The organism is Pseudomonas sp. NFACC46-3, assembly GCF_900114515.1.
GTDB lineage: Bacteria > Pseudomonadota > Gammaproteobacteria > Pseudomonadales > Pseudomonadaceae > Aquipseudomonas > Aquipseudomonas fluorescens_Q.
Window position 1 is genome coordinate 107494 of record NZ_FOTH01000016.1, and the last position, 15904, is coordinate 123397.

At 62.2% G+C, this 15904-nt stretch carries 12 protein-coding genes; 5 read left to right on the forward strand and 7 right to left on the reverse strand.

The window, feature by feature from the left end; all coding sequences use genetic code 11:
• Window positions 1-71: 71 nt before the first annotated feature.
• The 7 genes from cmk to mtnA all read right to left on the reverse strand — a co-directional run bounded on the left by cmk (window position 72) and on the right by mtnA (window position 10786).
• Window positions 72-761 (reverse strand): (d)CMP kinase, encoded by a 690-nt coding sequence (gene cmk, locus BM300_RS17265; RefSeq protein WP_092345753.1) that lies wholly within the window; start codon window positions 759-761, stop codon window positions 72-74.
• Window positions 758-2965 carry a bifunctional prephenate dehydrogenase/3-phosphoshikimate 1-carboxyvinyltransferase gene (locus BM300_RS17270; protein ID WP_057448475.1) on the reverse strand — a complete coding sequence of 736 codons (2208 nt, stop codon included), beginning with the start codon at window positions 2963-2965 and terminating at the stop codon, window positions 758-760. Before BM300_RS17270 ends, cmk begins: the two co-directional genes overlap by 4 nt.
• 28 nt (window positions 2966-2993) lie before the next feature.
• Complete coding sequence (hisC, locus tag BM300_RS17275) at window positions 2994-4106, reverse strand: histidinol-phosphate transaminase (protein ID WP_092463395.1); 1113 nt, start codon at window positions 4104-4106, stop codon at window positions 2994-2996.
• A gap of 13 nt (window positions 4107-4119) precedes the next feature.
• The gene (gene pheA / locus BM300_RS17280) at window positions 4120-5214 is read right to left on the reverse strand and encodes a prephenate dehydratase (protein WP_003199233.1); all 1095 of its coding nucleotides are present in this window, start codon (window positions 5212-5214) and stop codon (window positions 4120-4122) included.
• Complete coding sequence (gene serC / locus BM300_RS17285; protein ID WP_003199231.1) at window positions 5214-6299, reverse strand: 3-phosphoserine/phosphohydroxythreonine transaminase; 1086 nt, start codon at window positions 6297-6299, stop codon at window positions 5214-5216. The genes pheA and serC overlap by 1 nt, the downstream gene beginning before the upstream one ends.
• Before the next feature lie 304 nt (window positions 6300-6603).
• Entirely contained in the window at window positions 6604-9267 is a 2664-nt protein-coding gene (gene gyrA / locus BM300_RS17290) for a DNA gyrase subunit A (protein WP_063322358.1), read from the reverse strand.
• A gap of 442 nt (window positions 9268-9709) precedes the next feature.
• Window positions 9710-10786, reverse strand: a complete 1077-nt coding sequence (gene mtnA, locus BM300_RS17295; protein WP_092345747.1) for an S-methyl-5-thioribose-1-phosphate isomerase — start codon at window positions 10784-10786, stop codon at window positions 9710-9712.
• Between the two features lie 106 nt (window positions 10787-10892).
• On the opposite strand from mtnA, the gene BM300_RS17300 reads away from it, so the two are divergent.
• From BM300_RS17300 to BM300_RS17320, 5 genes are all read left to right on the forward strand, one after another.
• Window positions 10893-12224: a TRZ/ATZ family hydrolase gene (locus tag BM300_RS17300; RefSeq protein WP_092144920.1), complete on the forward strand. Its 1332-nt coding sequence runs from the start codon at window positions 10893-10895 to the stop codon at window positions 12222-12224.
• A gap of 61 nt (window positions 12225-12285) precedes the next feature.
• Window positions 12286-12984: a bifunctional 2-polyprenyl-6-hydroxyphenol methylase/3-demethylubiquinol 3-O-methyltransferase UbiG gene (ubiG, locus tag BM300_RS17305; protein WP_063322361.1), complete on the forward strand. Its 699-nt coding sequence runs from the start codon at window positions 12286-12288 to the stop codon at window positions 12982-12984.
• 4 nt (window positions 12985-12988) lie between these two features.
• Entirely contained in the window at window positions 12989-13660 is a 672-nt protein-coding gene (gene mupP / locus BM300_RS17310) for an N-acetylmuramic acid 6-phosphate phosphatase MupP (RefSeq protein ID WP_063322362.1), read from the forward strand.
• 167 nt (window positions 13661-13827) lie between these two features.
• Window positions 13828-14568 (forward strand): YciK family oxidoreductase, encoded by a 741-nt coding sequence (locus BM300_RS17315; RefSeq protein ID WP_018602937.1) that lies wholly within the window; start codon window positions 13828-13830, stop codon window positions 14566-14568.
• Window positions 14569-14921: 353 nt separating this feature from the next.
• Window positions 14922-15848, forward strand: a complete 927-nt coding sequence (locus BM300_RS17320) for a GGDEF domain-containing protein (protein ID WP_092463397.1) — start codon at window positions 14922-14924, stop codon at window positions 15846-15848.
• Window positions 15849-15904 lie beyond the last annotated feature (56 nt).

Genomic DNA, 15904 nt, shown 5'->3' on the forward strand with positions numbered 1-15904 from the left:
AGACGATGTGGGTTAGTTTCATATAAAAGAAGCGCCGCAGGACTATGACTGGTCCCCTGCGGAGCTTCCTGTCACCCGGCGATATCGCGAATGGCGATCTCGCTCATGATGCGTTGCAGCACCTGATCGATGGACAACTCCGTGGAATCCAGCTGTATCGCGTCGGCCGCCGGCTTGAGCGGGGCTACTGCGCGCTGGGTGTCACGCTCATCGCGTGCACGGATCTCATCTAGCAGACTCGACAGACTAACATCCTCGCCTTTGCCCTTCAACTGCAAATATCGGCGACGCGCCCTCTCCTCTGCACTGGCGGTGAGGAAAATCTTCAGCGGCGCGTCAGGAAAGACCACCGTGCCCATGTCACGACCATCGGCCACCAGCCCCGGCGGCTCCTGGAAGGCACGCTGGCGTTGCAGCAAGGCTTCGCGTACCACCGGCAGCGCGGCGACCTGGGAGGCCCCGGCCCCCACGCTTTCGGTACGAATGACGTCGCTGACTTCGTCACCTTCCAGAATGATGCGCTGGAGCTGACCGTCGGTCGCGGCAATGAATTGCACGTCCAGATGAGCCGCCAGCGCCTTGAGCAACTCTTCGTTGGTCAGGTCGACGCCATGGTTCGCGGCAGCGAACGCCAATAGACGATACAGGGCACCCGAATCGAGCAGGTTCCAGCCCAACTGCCTGGCCAGGATCCCGGCGACGGTGCCCTTGCCCGAACCGCTTGGGCCATCGATGGTGATGACCGGTGCCTTGATGTTCACGACTGCGCCTCTTGTGCTACTCGGATACCGACCTGCGCGCACAGCGCCAGGAAGTTCGGGAACGACGTCGCGACGTTGGCGCAATCATGGATGCGAATCGGCGCGCTGGCGCGCAAAGACGCAACACTGAAGGCCATGGCGATACGATGGTCACCGTGACCATGGACTTCGCCGCCGCCGATCTGGCCGCCGTCGATGATGATGCCGTCCGGCGTTGGCTGGCACTTGACGCCCAGGGCGAGCAAGCCATCAGCCATCACCTGGATGCGATCCGACTCCTTGACCCGCAGCTCTTCGGCACCCGTCAATACGGTGCGCCCTTCGGCACAGGCAGCCGCCACGAACAGCACCGGGAACTCGTCGATGGCCAGCGGAACCAGCGCCTCCGGAATCTCGATACCCTTGAGTTTAGCTGCTCGTACGCGCAGGTCCGCCACCGGCTCGCCGCCGACTTCACGCTGGTTTTCCAGGGTGATGTCAGCGCCCATCAGGCGCAGGATGTCGATCACGCCGGTGCGGGTCGGGTTGATGCCGACATGCTCGAGCACCAGGTCGGAACCTTCGGCAATCGAAGCGGCCACCAGGAAGAATGCCGACGAGGAGATGTCACCCGGCACTTCGATGTGGGTAGCGGTCAGCTTGCTGCCAGACTCGACGGACGCCGTGGCGCCATCGACCGTGACCGGGTAGCCGAAGCCGCGCAGCATGCGCTCGGTATGGTCGCGGGTCGGGGCCGGTTCGGTGACGGTGGTCTTGCCTTCGGCGTAGAGACCCGCCAGCAGCAGGCAGGATTTTACCTGCGCGCTGGCCATCGGCATGGTGTAGGTCAGGCCCTTGAGCTTGTTGCCACCACGAATGATCATCGGCGGACGACCGTCGGCGGCCGTCTCGATGACCGCGCCCATTTCCCGCAACGGATTGGCGACGCGATTCATCGGGCGCTTGGACAGCGAGGCGTCACCGGTCAGGGTGCTGTCGAAGTCTTGCGCGGCCAGCAGGCCGGACAACAGACGCATCGAGGTCCCGGAGTTACCCAGGTAGATGGGCCCCGGAGCAGGTTTGAGGCCGTGCAGGCCGACACCATGGATGGTCACGCGACCGTGGTGCGGACCTTCGATGACCACCCCCATGTCGCGAAACGCTTGCAGCGTTGCCAGGGCGTCTTCACCCTCGAGGAAGCCTTCCACCTCGGTCACGCCTTCGGCCAGGGAGCCGAGCATGATCGAACGGTGGGAAATCGATTTATCGCCCGGTACACGAATACGCCCGCTCAGGGAGCCACCAGGTTGTGCCAGGAAAATCAGATCGTTGGAGTTCATAGCGTCCACATAGGCCCGACGGGCCAGGATTTTACTGAAATGCTCGCGGGCCACCCTGGCGCGTGTGAAAACGCCCAGCAATTGGTGCCCGTCCCCTGCATCGACCGCGTCGCGCAAGGCGTCGAGGTCGCTGCGAAATGTATCGAGTGTGCGCAAGACAGCTTCGCGGTTGGCGAGGAAGATGTCGTGCCACATGACCGGGTCGCTTCCAGCGATTCTCGTGAAATCGCGGAAACCGCCGGCAGCGTAACGGAAGATCTCAAGATTTTCATTGCGTTTGGCCAACGAATCCACCAGGCCGAACGCCAACAGGTGCGGCAAGTGGCTGGTGGCCGCCAACACTTCATCGTGACGCTCGACCTGCATGTGCTCGACATCGGCGCCCAGTTCGCGCCACAAACGGTCCACCACTGCCAGCGCGGCTGGATCCGTCTGGTCCAGCGGCGTGAGAATCACTTTGTGGCGACGAAACAGTTCGGCGTTGGAGGCTTCCACCCCGCTCTGCTCGGAACCGGCAATCGGATGGCCGGGCACGAAGCGCGCCGGCATCCCGCCGAAGGCCTCGGTGGCCGCACGCACGACGTTGCCCTTGGCGCTGCCGACGTCGGTCAGGATCGCTTGTCCCAGGTTCATGGTCGCCAGACGCGCCAGCAGTTTTTCCATGGCCAGGATCGGCACCGCCAATTGGATCACATCCGCGCCCTGACAAGCGATCGCCAGGTCATCCTCGCAGCGATCGACCACCCCCAGCTCCACGGCCAGCTTGCGCGACTGCGGATCCAGGTCGACACCGACCACCTCGCGGCACAGACCGCTTTCACGCAAGCCCTTGGCAAACGAACCGCCAATCAACCCCAGGCCGACCACCACCAGGCGACCGATCATAGGGGCAGCAGGTTGCAGCGAAGTGACATCAACCACGAGCCAGAACCTTGCTCAACGCCTCAAGGAAACGGTTGTTTTCCGCTGGCAGGCCGATGGTGACGCGCAAGTGGTTCGGCATGCCGTAGTTGGCCACCGGACGCACGATCACGCCTTCGCGCAGCAGCCCCTGGTACACCGGCGCAGCGACACGCCCCAGGTCGACGCAGATGAAATTGCCTTTGGATGGAATCCAGCTCAAGCCCAGCTCACGGAACCCCGCTTCCAACTGCTGCATGCCGGCCGCGTTCAGGCGACGGCTTTCGGCCAGGTAGGCCTCATCCTGCAAGGCGGCACAGGCGGCTGCTAGGGCGAAGCTGTTGACGTTGAATGGCTGGCGCACGCGGTTCAGCACATCGGCCACCACGGCGGTGGACAAGCCGTAGCCAACCCGCAGCGAGGCCAGGCCGTAGGCTTTCGAGAACGTGCGCGAAACCAGCAGGTTCGGGTAGGCCGCGAGGAAATCCAGGCCATCGGGCAAATCGCTGCCTTCGGCGTATTCGATGTAGGCCTCGTCCAACACCACGAGCACGTGCGCGGGCACGTCTTGCAGGAAGTCGTCCAAGGCCTGGGCGCCGAACCAGGTGCCGGTCGGGTTGTTCGGGTTGGCAATGAAGACTACCCGCGTGTTGGCATCGATGGCGGCCAGCATGGCCGGCAGATCGTGCCCCCAGTCCTTGGCCGGAACCACGTGGGCATCCGCGCCCACGGCCTGGGTCGCGATCGGGTAGACCGCAAACGCGTGCTCGCTGAACACGGCGTTGAGACCGGGTGCCAGGTACGCACGGGCGACCAACTCAAGAATGTCGTTGGAGCCATTGCCCAGCGTCACCTGGTTCAGCTCGACGCCACAGCGCTCGGCCAGCAGGCTTTTCAACGCAAACCCATTGCCATCGGGGTAACGGGTCAGCTCGGCCAGTTCGTCGCGGATCGCCGCCAGTGCCTTGGGGCTCGCGCCCAACGGATTTTCGTTGCTCGCCAACTTGACGATGCTGGCCGGATCCAGGTCCAGCTCGCGGGCCAGTTCGTCGACGGGCTTGCCCGGAACGTAAGGCGAGAGTTGTTGCACGCCTGGCTGAGCCAGAGCGAGGAAGTTGCCACTCATTTGCTATCCGCCCTTAAAGAACTGCCTTGGGGTAGGAACCCAGCACCTTGAGTGCCACTGCTTCCTGACTGATTTTCTCCAGCACACCTTTTACCAGCGGATCGCGGTGGTGGCCGACGAAATCGATGAAGAACACGTAGGTCCATTTACCACTGCGCGACGGACGGGTCTCGATCCGCGTCAGGTCGATACCGTTGTCGTGGAACGGCACCAGCAGTTCATGGAGCGCACCGGGCTTGTTGCTCATGGAGACGATGATCGAGGTCTTGTCGTCGCCGGTCGGCGGTACTTCCTGGCTGCCGATCATCAGGAACCGCGTGGAGTTGTCCGGGCGATCCTCGATTTTCTCGGCCAGGCGCGTCAGCCCGTAGAGGCCGGCCGCCATATCACCAGCGATCGCCGCCGAGTTCCACTCACCCTTGACCCGCTTGGCCGCTTCGGCGTTGCTCGATACCGCTACGCGCTCGACGTTCGGGTAATGGGCGTCCAGCCACTTGCGGCACTGGGCCAACGATTGGGCGTGGGAATAGATCCGGCTGATGCTGTCGGTCTTGGTGTTCTCGCCGACCAACAGGTGATGGTGGATACGCAGCTCGACTTCGCCGCAGATCACCATGTCATGCTCGAGGAAGCTGTCCAGCGTGTGGTTGACCGCGCCTTCGGTAGAGTTTTCCACCGGCACCACGCCAAAATTCACCGCGCCGGCCGCCACTTCACGGAAGACTTCGTCGATGGCCGCCATTGGCTTGCTGATCACCGCGTGACCAAAGTGCTTCATGGCGGCGGCCTGGGTGAAGGTCCCTTCCGGGCCCAGGTAGGCGACTTTCAGCGGCTGCTCGAGCGCCAGGCACGAGGACATGATTTCGCGGAACAACCGCGCCATCTCTTCGTTGCCCAGCGGCCCCTTGTTGCGCTCCATGACACGCTTGAGCACCTGGGCTTCACGCTCAGGACGATAGAACACCGGCACTTCGCCTTCGGCCAGGGAGGCCATCTTCACCCGGGCGACTTCCTGGGCGCAGCGCGCACGCTCGCTGATCAGCTCCAGGACCTTTTCGTCCAGGGCATCGATGCGCAGGCGCAGCGCCTTGAGTTCTTGCTCAGACATCAGCCATGTTCCTTCTCGAACTCTGCCATGTAGGCGATCAACGCGTTGACAGCGTTGATGTCGACGGCGTTGTAGATGGAGGCACGCATGCCACCGACCGAACGGTGGCCCTTGAGGTTCAGCAGCCCACGCTCGTCGGCACCGGCCAGGAACGGCTTGTCCAGACGGTCGTCGGCCAGGCGGAACGGCACGTTCATCCACGAACGATCAGTCTTGTTGATCGGGTTGCTGTAGAGGCCGCTGGCGTCGATGAAGTCATACAGCGTGCGCTGCTTGACTTCGTTGAGCTTGCCGATGGCTTCGACACCGCCCTGCTCCTTCAGCCATTCGAACACCAGGCCAGAGAGGTACCAGGCCAGGGTCGGCGGGGTGTTGTACATCGAGCCGTTGTCGGCCGCGACCTTGTAGTTGAGCATGGTCGGGCACAGGGAACGGGCACGCCCCAGCAGGTCTTCACGAATGATGCTGACCAGGATGCCGCTAGGGCCGATGTTTTTCTGGGCGCCGGCGTAGATCATGCCGAAACGGGAGATATCCACAGGGCGCGAGAGAATGTCCGAGGACATGTCGGCCACCAATGGCACGTCGCCGGTTTCCGGGATCCAGTTGAATTCCAGGCCACCGATGGTTTCGTTCGGCGCGTAGTGAACGTAGGCCGCGTCCTTGGACAGGTTCCATTCGTTCTGGCCGGGAATCGCGAAATAGTCGTAGGGCTTGGCGGTGGCAGCCACGTTGACGTGACCGTAGCGCGAAGCTTCTTCGATGGCTTTCTGCGACCAGATACCGGTGTCGATGTAGTCGGCCTTGCCACTTTCCGGCAGCAGGTTCAACGGGATCTGGGCGAACTGCTGGCTGGCGCCGCCCTGCAGGAACAGCACCTTGTAGTTGGACGGGATGTTCAGCAGATCACGCAGGTCCTGCTCGGCCTTGGTGGCAATGGACACGAACTCATCGCTGCGATGGCTCATTTCCATGACCGACAGGCCCTTGCCGTGCCAGTCGAGAAGTTCACCCTGGGCACGCTTCAGGACCGCTTCAGGCAACGCCGCCGGGCCGGCACAGAAGTTATAGGCTCTCTTGCTCACATCCAATCTCGCTCTGATCTGGTGGTCACTTAAATCTTCATTCACCCATCACCCGATGGTAGCTACCGCTCATGTAAGGATTGCCCTGAACCTGTGGCGAGGGAGCTTGCTCCCGCTGGGCTGCGCAGCAGACCCATTCTATGGGCGCTTCGCACCCAAGCGGGAGCAAGCTCCCTCGCCACAATGAATCAAACAAACCTTAAGTGAGCAGCATCAGCCCCACAGGAGAATGTGCAGTGTCGCAAATTTTCAAACGGGACAAACAACAAGGGGGCGAATCTTCATCCGCCCCCCGCGTGTCCGCTTAGTCCTGCGGTTCTTCTTCGTCTGCGGCAGCGTCGAGCGGTTGGTCACCGGTCATGTCGTCGACATCGGCACCCAGGGTGCCGTCGAACGCCACGCCTTCCTCGCCTTCCAGCTCCTCGCCTTCGACTTCCGATGGCTCCTGCACCCGCTCAAGCCCTACCAGCGTTTCGTCGCTGGCCAGCTTGATCAGCGTCACGCCCTGGGTGTTACGACCCAGGCTCGAGACTTCGGCGACCCGCGTACGCACCAGGGTACCCTGGTCGGAGATCAACATGATCTCCTCGCCATCGAGCACCTGGACAGCGCCAACCAGACGGCCGTTACGCTCGTTGCTGACCATGGCGATCACGCCCTGGCCGCCACGCTTGTACTCAGGGAACTCGCTGATGGCCGTGCGCTTGCCATAACCACGCGCCGAAGCGGTGAGGATCTGGCTGCCCTCTTCTGGGATCAGCATGGAAATCAGCTTCTGGCCTTCCGGCAGGCGCATGCCGCGCACACCGCGGGCGGTACGGCCCATGGCGCGAACGTCGGATTCCTTGAAGCGAGTGACCTTGCCGCCGTCGGAGAACAGCATGACTTCACGCTCGCCGTCGGTGATGGCGGCGGAAATCAGCACGTCGCCTTCGTCCAGCTCCAGGGCAATCAGGCCGACGCTACGCTGGCGACTGAAGGATTCCAGCGGGGTCTTCTTCACGGTGCCGTTGGCGGTCGCCATGAAGATGTAGTGACCTTCGGTGTATTCCTCCACCGGCAGCATGGTGGTGATGTATTCACCGTCGTCCAGCGGCAGCAGATTGACCAGCGGACGACCACGGGCTGCGCGGGACGCTTCGGGGATTTCGTAGGTCTTGAGCCAGTACACCTTGCCCTTGCTGGAGAACAGCAACAGCGTGGTGTGGCTGTTGGCGACCAGCAGGTGAGCGATGTAGTCCTCGTCCTTGACGCCGGTCGCCGACTTGCCTTTGCCGCCGCGACGCTGGGCCTGGTAGGCGGCCAACGGCTGGGTCTTGGCGTAGCCGCCGTGGGAAATGGTCACCACGCGCTCTTCTTCCGGGATCATGTCGCCCAGGGTCAGGTCGAGGCGCGCATCGAGAATCTCGGTGCGACGCACGTCGCCGTACTCGGCGCGGATCACTTCCAGCTCTTCGCGGATCACTTCCATCAGGCGCGTGGCGCTGTTGAGGATGCGGATCAGTTCGCCGATCTGGTTGAGGATCTCCTGGTACTCGGCCAGCAGCTTCTCGTGTTCCAGGCCGGTCAGGCGGTGCAGGCGCAGTTCCAGGATGGCTTGCGCCTGTTCCGGGGACAGGAAGTACTTGCCTTCGCGCAGGCCGTATTGCGGGTCGAGGTTCTCCGGACGGCACGAATCGGCACCGGCACGCTCCACCATCGCCACCACCGCGCTGGACTCCCAAGGCGTGCTGATCAGCGCTTCCTTGGCTTCCGACGGCGTTGGCGAGGCCTTGATCAGGGCGATCACCGGGTCGATGTTCGACAGGGCAACGGCCTGGCCTTCAAGAATGTGGCCACGCTCGCGAGCCTTGCGCAGTTCAAACACGGTGCGGCGGGTAACCACTTCGCGACGGTGACGTACGAAAGCTTCCAGCAGGTCCTTGAGGTTCAGGATCCGCGGACGGCCGTCGATCAGCGCAACGATGTTGATGCCGAACACACTTTGCAGTTGGGTCTGAGCGTAGAGGTTATTGAGGATCACCTCAGGCACTTCACCACGACGCAACTCGATCACGACGCGCATGCCGTCCTTGTCGGACTCGTCACGCAGCTCGGTGATGCCTTCGAGCTTCTTCTCTTTCACCAGCTCGGCGATCTTCTCGATCAGGCGAGCCTTGTTCAGTTGGTACGGCAGCTCGGTGATGACGATCTGCTGGCGGCCGCCAACCTTGTCGATGTCTTCGACGGTGGAACGGGCGCGCATGTAAATACGGCCACGGCCGGTGCGGTAGGCTTCGATGATGCCGGCGCGACCGTTGATGATCGCGGCGGTCGGGAAGTCCGGACCCGGGATGTATTGCATCAGCTCATCGACAGTCAGCTCGGGATTGTCGATGAGGGCCAGGCAACCGTCGATGACTTCACCGAGGTTGTGCGGCGGGATGTTGGTCGCCATGCCCACGGCGATACCGCTGGAGCCGTTGACGAGCAGGTTCGGGATACGGGTCGGCATGACCGCCGGGATCATTTCGGTGCCGTCGTAGTTCGGCACCCAGTCCACGGTTTCCTTGTGCAGGTCGGCCAGCAGTTCGTGGGCCAGCTTGGTCATGCGCACTTCGGTGTATCGCATGGCCGCGGCGTTGTCGCCGTCCACGGAACCGAAGTTGCCCTGGCCGTCTACCAGCAGGTAGCGCAAGGAGAATGGCTGCGCCATACGAACGATGGTGTCGTACACGGCAGTGTCGCCGTGGGGGTGATACTTACCGATCACGTCGCCGACGACACGGGCAGATTTCTTGTACGGCTTGTTGAAGTCGTTGCCCAGTTCGCTCATCGCGAACAGCACGCGCCGGTGCACGGGCTTCAAGCCATCGCGCGCATCCGGCAGCGCCCGCCCGACGATTACGCTCATTGCGTAGTCGAGGTAGGACTGTTTCAGCTCGTCTTCGATATTGACCGGGAGGATTTCTTTGGCCAGTTCGCCCATGAGAAGCCTGATTCCTTTTTCTGGTGAAACCTCGTCACATCCAGATGGGACGAACGAAGCTCGCCGCTGCAGAACAAGTGCCGTGCAGCGACTTACGACAAATCAACGAGTTATGCCATGGATCTGCGCAGTAAAGGCCACCTCGCGAGGCAGCCTTGGAAACCGCCGGATGTTATCACAAGAGCCGCCACGCACCTATCCCCCAGATGCGCATGGTGCGTAGTTAGTTGACCGGTGACAGGCTGATATGGGACCAGAGGGGCTTAGAAGCGCTGCGGATGGAGAATCAGGGCGAAAATGCAAGGCATTTGTTGCCTTTGAGGACCTCATCGCGAGCAAGCTCGCTCCCACAAGGACTCTTATGTCAGAAATTTCAGACATGCCCTATCCACTGTGGGAGCGAGCTTGCCCGCGATGGCGGCAGATCACCCTCTGGAAATCTTCAGTGCAACCGCTTGCGGCACATCAACTGCGCCAACTTGGCGGTGTCCGGACGCTCGATGATGCCCTTCTCCGTGACGATGACGTCGATCAAATCCGCCGGGGTGATATCGAACGTCGGGTTGAAGGCGTCCACCTCCGCACCGAGCCTCTTGCCGCCGATTTCCAGCAGTTCACGTCCATCGCGCTCCTCGACCGGAACGTCATCACCGCAGGCCAGGCTCATATCGATGGTCGAACTCGGCGCCACCACCATGAAACGCACGCCATGGTGCATGGCACAGACCGCCAGTTGATAGGTACCGATCTTGTTCGCCACATCGCCATTGGCGGTGATGCAGTCGGCACCGACAATCACCCAGGTCACACCTTTCGTCTTCATGATGTGGGCGGCGGCGGAATCGGCGTTGAGGGTCACCGGGATGCTCTCACGGGCCAGCTCCCACGCCGTCAGGCGCGAGCCTTGCAGCGATGGACGGGTTTCGTCGGCATAGACGCGCTCCACCATGCCTTCGATATACGCGCCACGGATGACACCCAAGGCCGTGCCGAAGCCACCGCTCGCCAGGGCGCCGGTGTTGCCGTGGGTGAGGATGGCCTGGGCGTTGCCCTGGTGCTTGCGGATCAGGTCGACACCGAGCTGGGTCATGGTCAGGTTGGCTTCGCGGTCACTTTCGTGGATCGCGATGGCTTCAGCCTCAAGTACCGCCAGCGGCTCGGCGTGCTCTTTCAAGCGCCCCAACCGGTCGCGCATCCGATCCAGCGCCCAGAAGAGGTTCGCCGCTGTCGGCCGGGCCTCGGCCAGCAAGGCAAAATCAGCCTCCAGGGCCGATTGCCAGTCACCGCCCTCGGCCACCCTGGTCCGCGCCGCCAGCACGACACCATAAGCCGCGCTGATGCCGATGGCCTGCGCGCCGCGCACCACCAGCGAGCCAATGGCCTCGGCCACATCGGCGGCACAGGTGCAGGCGATCCAGTTTTCCTCGAACGGCAAGACACGCAGGTCCAACAGGTACAGGACGCCATCACGCCAATCGATGGCCTTCACCTTCTCCGCAGCCAATAGTCGATCGCGCATCCTTCACCCCGTACTCATGAACAAAAGCCGCCGATTATAGCGATCCCTCCGCGAAGACGCTCGGGTATACTTCGCCATCCTTTATACCCCATGGAACCGTTCCACGATGCCCAAGCCTGCCGTTGCGCTCGACTTATTATTGCTGCCGACCTGGTTGGTGCCTGTCGAACCCGCCGGTGTAGTGCTCAAGGATCATGGCCTGGGCATTCGCGACGGCTGCATCGCGTTCATTGGTCCACGGGCAGAAGCCCTCCGGTGTGACGCCGCCCAGGTCCGTGAGCTGCCCGGCATGCTGCTCAGCCCCGGCCTGATCAATGCCCATGGCCACGCAGCCATGACCCTGTTCCGCGGCCTGGCCGACGACCTGCCCTTGATGACCTGGCTCGAACAGCACATCTGGCCGGCGGAAGCCAAATGGGTCGATGAGCATTTCGTACGCGACGGCACCGACCTGGCCATCGCCGAGCAGATCAAGGGCGGCATCACCTGCTTCTCCGACATGTATTTCTACCCCAAGATCGCCAGCGAGTGTGTCCACGACAGCGGTATTCGTGCGCAAATCGCGATTCCAATCCTCGATTTCCCGATCCCCGGTGCCGCCAGCGCCGACGAAGCCATTCGTCAGGGCATCGAATTGTTTGGCGACCTCAAGCACCACCCACGGATCAAAGTCGCATTCGGCCCGCACGCCCCCTACACCGTGGGCGACGAGAACCTGGAGAAAATCCGCGTGATCGCCGAGGAACTGGACGCGGCCATTCATATGCACGTTCACGAAACCGCCTTCGAAGTGCAGCAGGCTGTGGATAACACCGCGGAGCGACCGCTGGCGCGCCTGGGACGACTTGGCCTGCTGGGGCCACGCTTTCAGGCCGTGCACATGACTCAAATCAGCGACGAAGACCAGGCCTTGCTGGTAGAAAGCAATTGCAGCGTGATCCACTGCCCGGAATCGAACCTGAAGCTGGCTAGCGGTTTCTGCCCAGTGGAGCGCCTGTGGCAGGCCGGCGTCAATGTGGCGCTTGGCACCGACGGTGCGGCGAGCAACAACGACCTGGATCTGCTGGGCGAAACCCGCACCGCGGCCCTGCTGGCCAAGGCCGTCGCCGGCTCGGCCACGGCCCTGGATGCCCACCGGGCGCTGCGCATGGCCACGCTCAATGGCGCCCGGGCGCTGGGCATCGAGGCGATTGTCGGCTCGCTGGAAGTGGGCAAGGCCGCCGACCTGGTGGCCTTCGATCTGTCGGGCCTGGCCCAGCAGCCGATCTACGACCCGGTGTCGCAGTTGATCTATGCCACCGGTCGCGATTGCGTAAAACACCTGTGGGTGGGCGGCAAGCCGTTATTGGAGGATGGCCGACTGACCCGCATGGACGAATCAAGACTGATCGCCACGGCCCAGGCCTGGGGTCGGCGCATCAGCGGCCACAACGAATAACCACGCCCCTTGAGCCACGGCTCGGGGCACCTGATTTTTCAAGCTTTTCGAGGATCTGCACATGAGCAACGTCGACCACGCCGAAATCGCCAAGTTCGAAGCCCTGGCCCATCGCTGGTGGGACCGTGAAAGCGAATTCAAACCGCTGCACGACATCAACCCGCTGCGGGTCAACTGGATTGACGAACGGGTCAACCTGGCTGGCAAGAAGGTGCTCGACGTCGGTTGTGGCGGCGGCATCCTCAGCGAAGCCATGGCCCAGCGCGGGGCGACGGTGATGGGCATCGACATGGGCGAAGCGCCACTGGCCGTGGCGCAACTGCATCAATTGGAGTCGGGCGTCAGCGTGGAATACCGGCAGATCACCGCCGAAGCCCTGGCCGAAGAAATGCCCGGCCAATTCGACGTGGTCACCTGCCTGGAAATGCTTGAGCACGTGCCGGATCCGTCGTCGGTCATCCGCGCCTGCTTCCGTATGGTCAAGCCCGGCGGCCAGGTGTTCTTCTCCACCATCAACCGCAACCCGAAGGCCTACCTGTTCGCCATCATCGGCGCCGAATACATCATGAAGCTGCTGCCGCGCGGCACTCACGACTTCAAGAAATTCATCCGCCCTTCCGAACTGGGCGCCTGGAGCCGCGCGGCCGGGCTGACCGTCAAGGACATCATCGGCCTGACCTACAATCCGCTGACCAAGCACTACAAGCTGGCCGCCGACGTTGACGTCAACTACATGATCCAGACCCTGCGCGAGGAGTAAGTCGATGCGTCTCAAAGCGGTTCTCTTCGACATGGACGGCACGCTGCTCGACACCGCGCCGGACTTCATCGCCATCTGCCAGGCCATGCGCGCCGACCGTGGCTTGCCACCGATGAACACGCAGCACATTCGCGACGAGATTTCCGGCGGTGCCCGGGCGATGGTCGCGGTGACCTTTTCCATGGACCCTGAATCACCGGGGTTCGAGGAACTGCGCCAGGAGTTCCTCGACCGCTACCTCAAGGGATGCGCGGTCCACAGTCATTTGTTCGACGGCATGGCCGAGGTGCTGGCCGATATCGAAGCGGCCAACCTGATCTGGGGCGTGGTCACCAACAAGCCGGTGCGTTTCGCCGAGCCGATCATGCAGCAACTGGGCCTGGCCGAGCGCTCGAAAGTGCTGATCTGCCCTGATCACGTGAAGAACAGCAAGCCAGACCCGGAACCGCTGACCCTGGCCTGCAAGATGCTCGACCTGGATCCGGCCAGCGTGCTGTTCGTGGGCGATGACCTGCGGGACATCGAGTCCGGACGCAGCGCCGGTACCAAGACCTGCGCGGTGACCTACGGCTACATCCACCCGGACGACAACCCGAAGCACTGGGGTGCGGACGTCGTGATCGACCACCCTTCGGCGCTGCGTGAAGTGCTGGATAACGCGTTGTGCAGTTGCTGAACTGAGCCCTTGTGGCGAGGGAGCTTGCTCCCGCTGGAGCGCGAAGCGGTCCCCTGGACGACGGCTGCGCCGCCGAGCGGGAGCAAGCTCCCTCGCCACAAAAGCCTCTTTGCCACAAAAGCTTCCTCGTCACCGGTACTGTGCTGCTCTAATTGTTGAGGTTTTTTATGTTTGATTATTCCGCCCGCCCCGACCTGCTCAATGGCCGGGTGATTCTGGTCACCGGCGCCGGTCGCGGTATCGGTGCCGCAGCGGCGAAAGCCTATGCCGCCCATGGCGCCACCGTGCTGCTGCTGGGCAAGACCGAAGCCAACCTGACCCAGGTCTACGATGAAATCGAGGCGGCCGGTCATCCGCAGCCAGCGGTGATCCCGTTCAACCTCGAAACCGCACTGCCTCATCAGTACGATGAACTGGCGGCCATGATCGAAACCGAGTTCGGTCATCTGGACGGCCTGCTGCACAACGCCTCGATCATCGGCCCGCGTACACCGCTGGAACAGTTGTCCGGTGAGAATTTCATGCGGGTGATGCACGTTAACGTCAACGCGATGTTCATGCTTACCAGCACCTTGCTGCCCCTGCTCAAGCTGTCCCAGGATGCGTCCGTGGTGTTCACCTCCAGCAGCGTCGGGCGCAAGGGCCGGGCGTACTGGGGCGCCTATGGCGTGTCCAAGTTCGCCACCGAGGGGCTGATGCAGACCCTGGCCGACGAAGTCGACACCGTTGCCGCCGTGCGCGCCAACAGCATCAACCCCGGTGCCACCCGCACCAGCATGCGAGCCCAGGCCTACCCGGGGGAGAACCCGCTCAACAATCCGACGCCCGAGGAGATCATGCCGGTCTACCTGTACCTCATGGGCCCGGACAGCACCGGCGTCAATGGCCAGGCGTTCAACGCGCAATAATGGCCACGGCCTGCATCGCGACGACTTACCGTCGCGATGCAGGCTCCATTCGATGCCCAACCAAGCGAACCGCCAAACCCACGTCGCTGGAAATATCCCTATTTGCCGCCAATAAATTGATTCCTAAGCGGTTTTTATTGAAGTGAACCGAATGGCACGACTTTCGCTCTAAACTTCCTCAAACATGCCATGTTCGGCAAGTAGTGGACGTTGAGACGAGACTTATGCCTGCCAGGGAAAGCAGACTAAACTCAAATCAGTGTCCTACGGGACTGAAGGACCAGTACGACGCGCAGCCCAAAGCCGCCACACCCAACCTGCCAGGACAGATTTAGCTTAGGGGCTAACGCCATATGAAAACGCCCACCCAGAGCAACGCGATTGACTTCGACAGCGCCAAATTGCAGCGTCTGGGTCTTGGCCAGCCATCGCCGCTCGCGGCACGCTCCGTCAGTCTTTCGCAATTGCGCCAGCAACTGAGCCAACAGCTGCAGACCAGCCTGGAGCCACAGCGAATCCTCGGCCTGTTTTTCCGGGAAATCCAGCGGCTGGTGCCCCTGGATGCGCTGGCTTACCAGCACAAAGCCAGTGATTTGCGCCTGGAGTTCGGGCAACGCGGGCATCACACCCTCAGCTATAACCTCAGCCATGAAGGCGAACACCTGGGCGAACTGGTATTCCGTCGCAACCAGCGCTTCACCGAAGCCGAACAAAGCGACCTTGAATCCAGCATGTCGGCGCTGCTGTATCCACTGCGCAACGCGTTGCTCTATCGGGCCGCCACCCAGAGCGCTCTGCGCGATCCGCTGACAGGTACCGGCAACCGCATTGCCATGGACCAGACGCTGATGCGTGAAATCGACATGGCCAAGCGTCATTCGCAACCCTTGTCGGTGCTGATGCTCGACATCGACCATTTCAAGCGCATCAACGATAGCCATGGTCACGGCGTTGGCGACGAAGTGCTCAAGGCCGTGGCCGAGTCGATCAAGGGCCAACTGCGCAACGTGGACATGGTGTTCAGGTTCGGCGGTGAAGAGTTTCTGATCCTGCTGGCCAATACCAGCCGGGATGCTGCGGCCATGGTCGGGGAACGACTGCGCTACGCCGCCCAGGCCCAGGATTATTTCGCCGCGAGCACAAGGATCGAGCTGACGGTCAGCCTGGGTTGCGCCACCCTGCTACCGGGGGAATCATCGGAAAGCCTGCTGCGCAGGGCTGACAGCGCACTGTACGTGGCCAAGCGCGAAGGCCGTAATCGACTGGCGATGGCTGGCTGAAAACCTCTGTGCAAGCGAGATTGTGTGGGAGCGAGCCTGCTCGCGATAGCGGTCTT

Coding starts and splice junctions, on each gene's coding strand:
- BM300_RS17270 (WP_057448475.1), bottom strand. CDS start 2,965: ATGATCGGTCGCCTGGTGGTGGTCGGCCTGGGGTTGATTGGCGGTTCG.
- hisC (WP_092463395.1), bottom strand. CDS start 4,106: ATGAGTGGCAACTTCCTCGCTCTGGCTCAGCCAGGCGTGCAACAACTC.
- pheA (WP_003199233.1), bottom strand. CDS start 5,214: ATGTCTGAGCAAGAACTCAAGGCGCTGCGCCTGCGCATCGATGCCCTG.
- gyrA (WP_063322358.1), bottom strand. CDS start 9,267: ATGGGCGAACTGGCCAAAGAAATCCTCCCGGTCAATATCGAAGACGAG.
- mtnA (WP_092345747.1), bottom strand. CDS start 10,786: ATGCGCGATCGACTATTGGCTGCGGAGAAGGTGAAGGCCATCGATTGG.
- BM300_RS17300 (WP_092144920.1), top strand. CDS start 10,893: ATGCCCAAGCCTGCCGTTGCGCTCGACTTATTATTGCTGCCGACCTGG.
- ubiG (WP_063322361.1), top strand. CDS start 12,286: ATGAGCAACGTCGACCACGCCGAAATCGCCAAGTTCGAAGCCCTGGCC.
- mupP (WP_063322362.1), top strand. CDS start 12,989: ATGCGTCTCAAAGCGGTTCTCTTCGACATGGACGGCACGCTGCTCGAC.
- BM300_RS17315 (WP_018602937.1), top strand. CDS start 13,828: ATGTTTGATTATTCCGCCCGCCCCGACCTGCTCAATGGCCGGGTGATT.
- BM300_RS17320 (WP_092463397.1), top strand. CDS start 14,922: ATGAAAACGCCCACCCAGAGCAACGCGATTGACTTCGACAGCGCCAAA.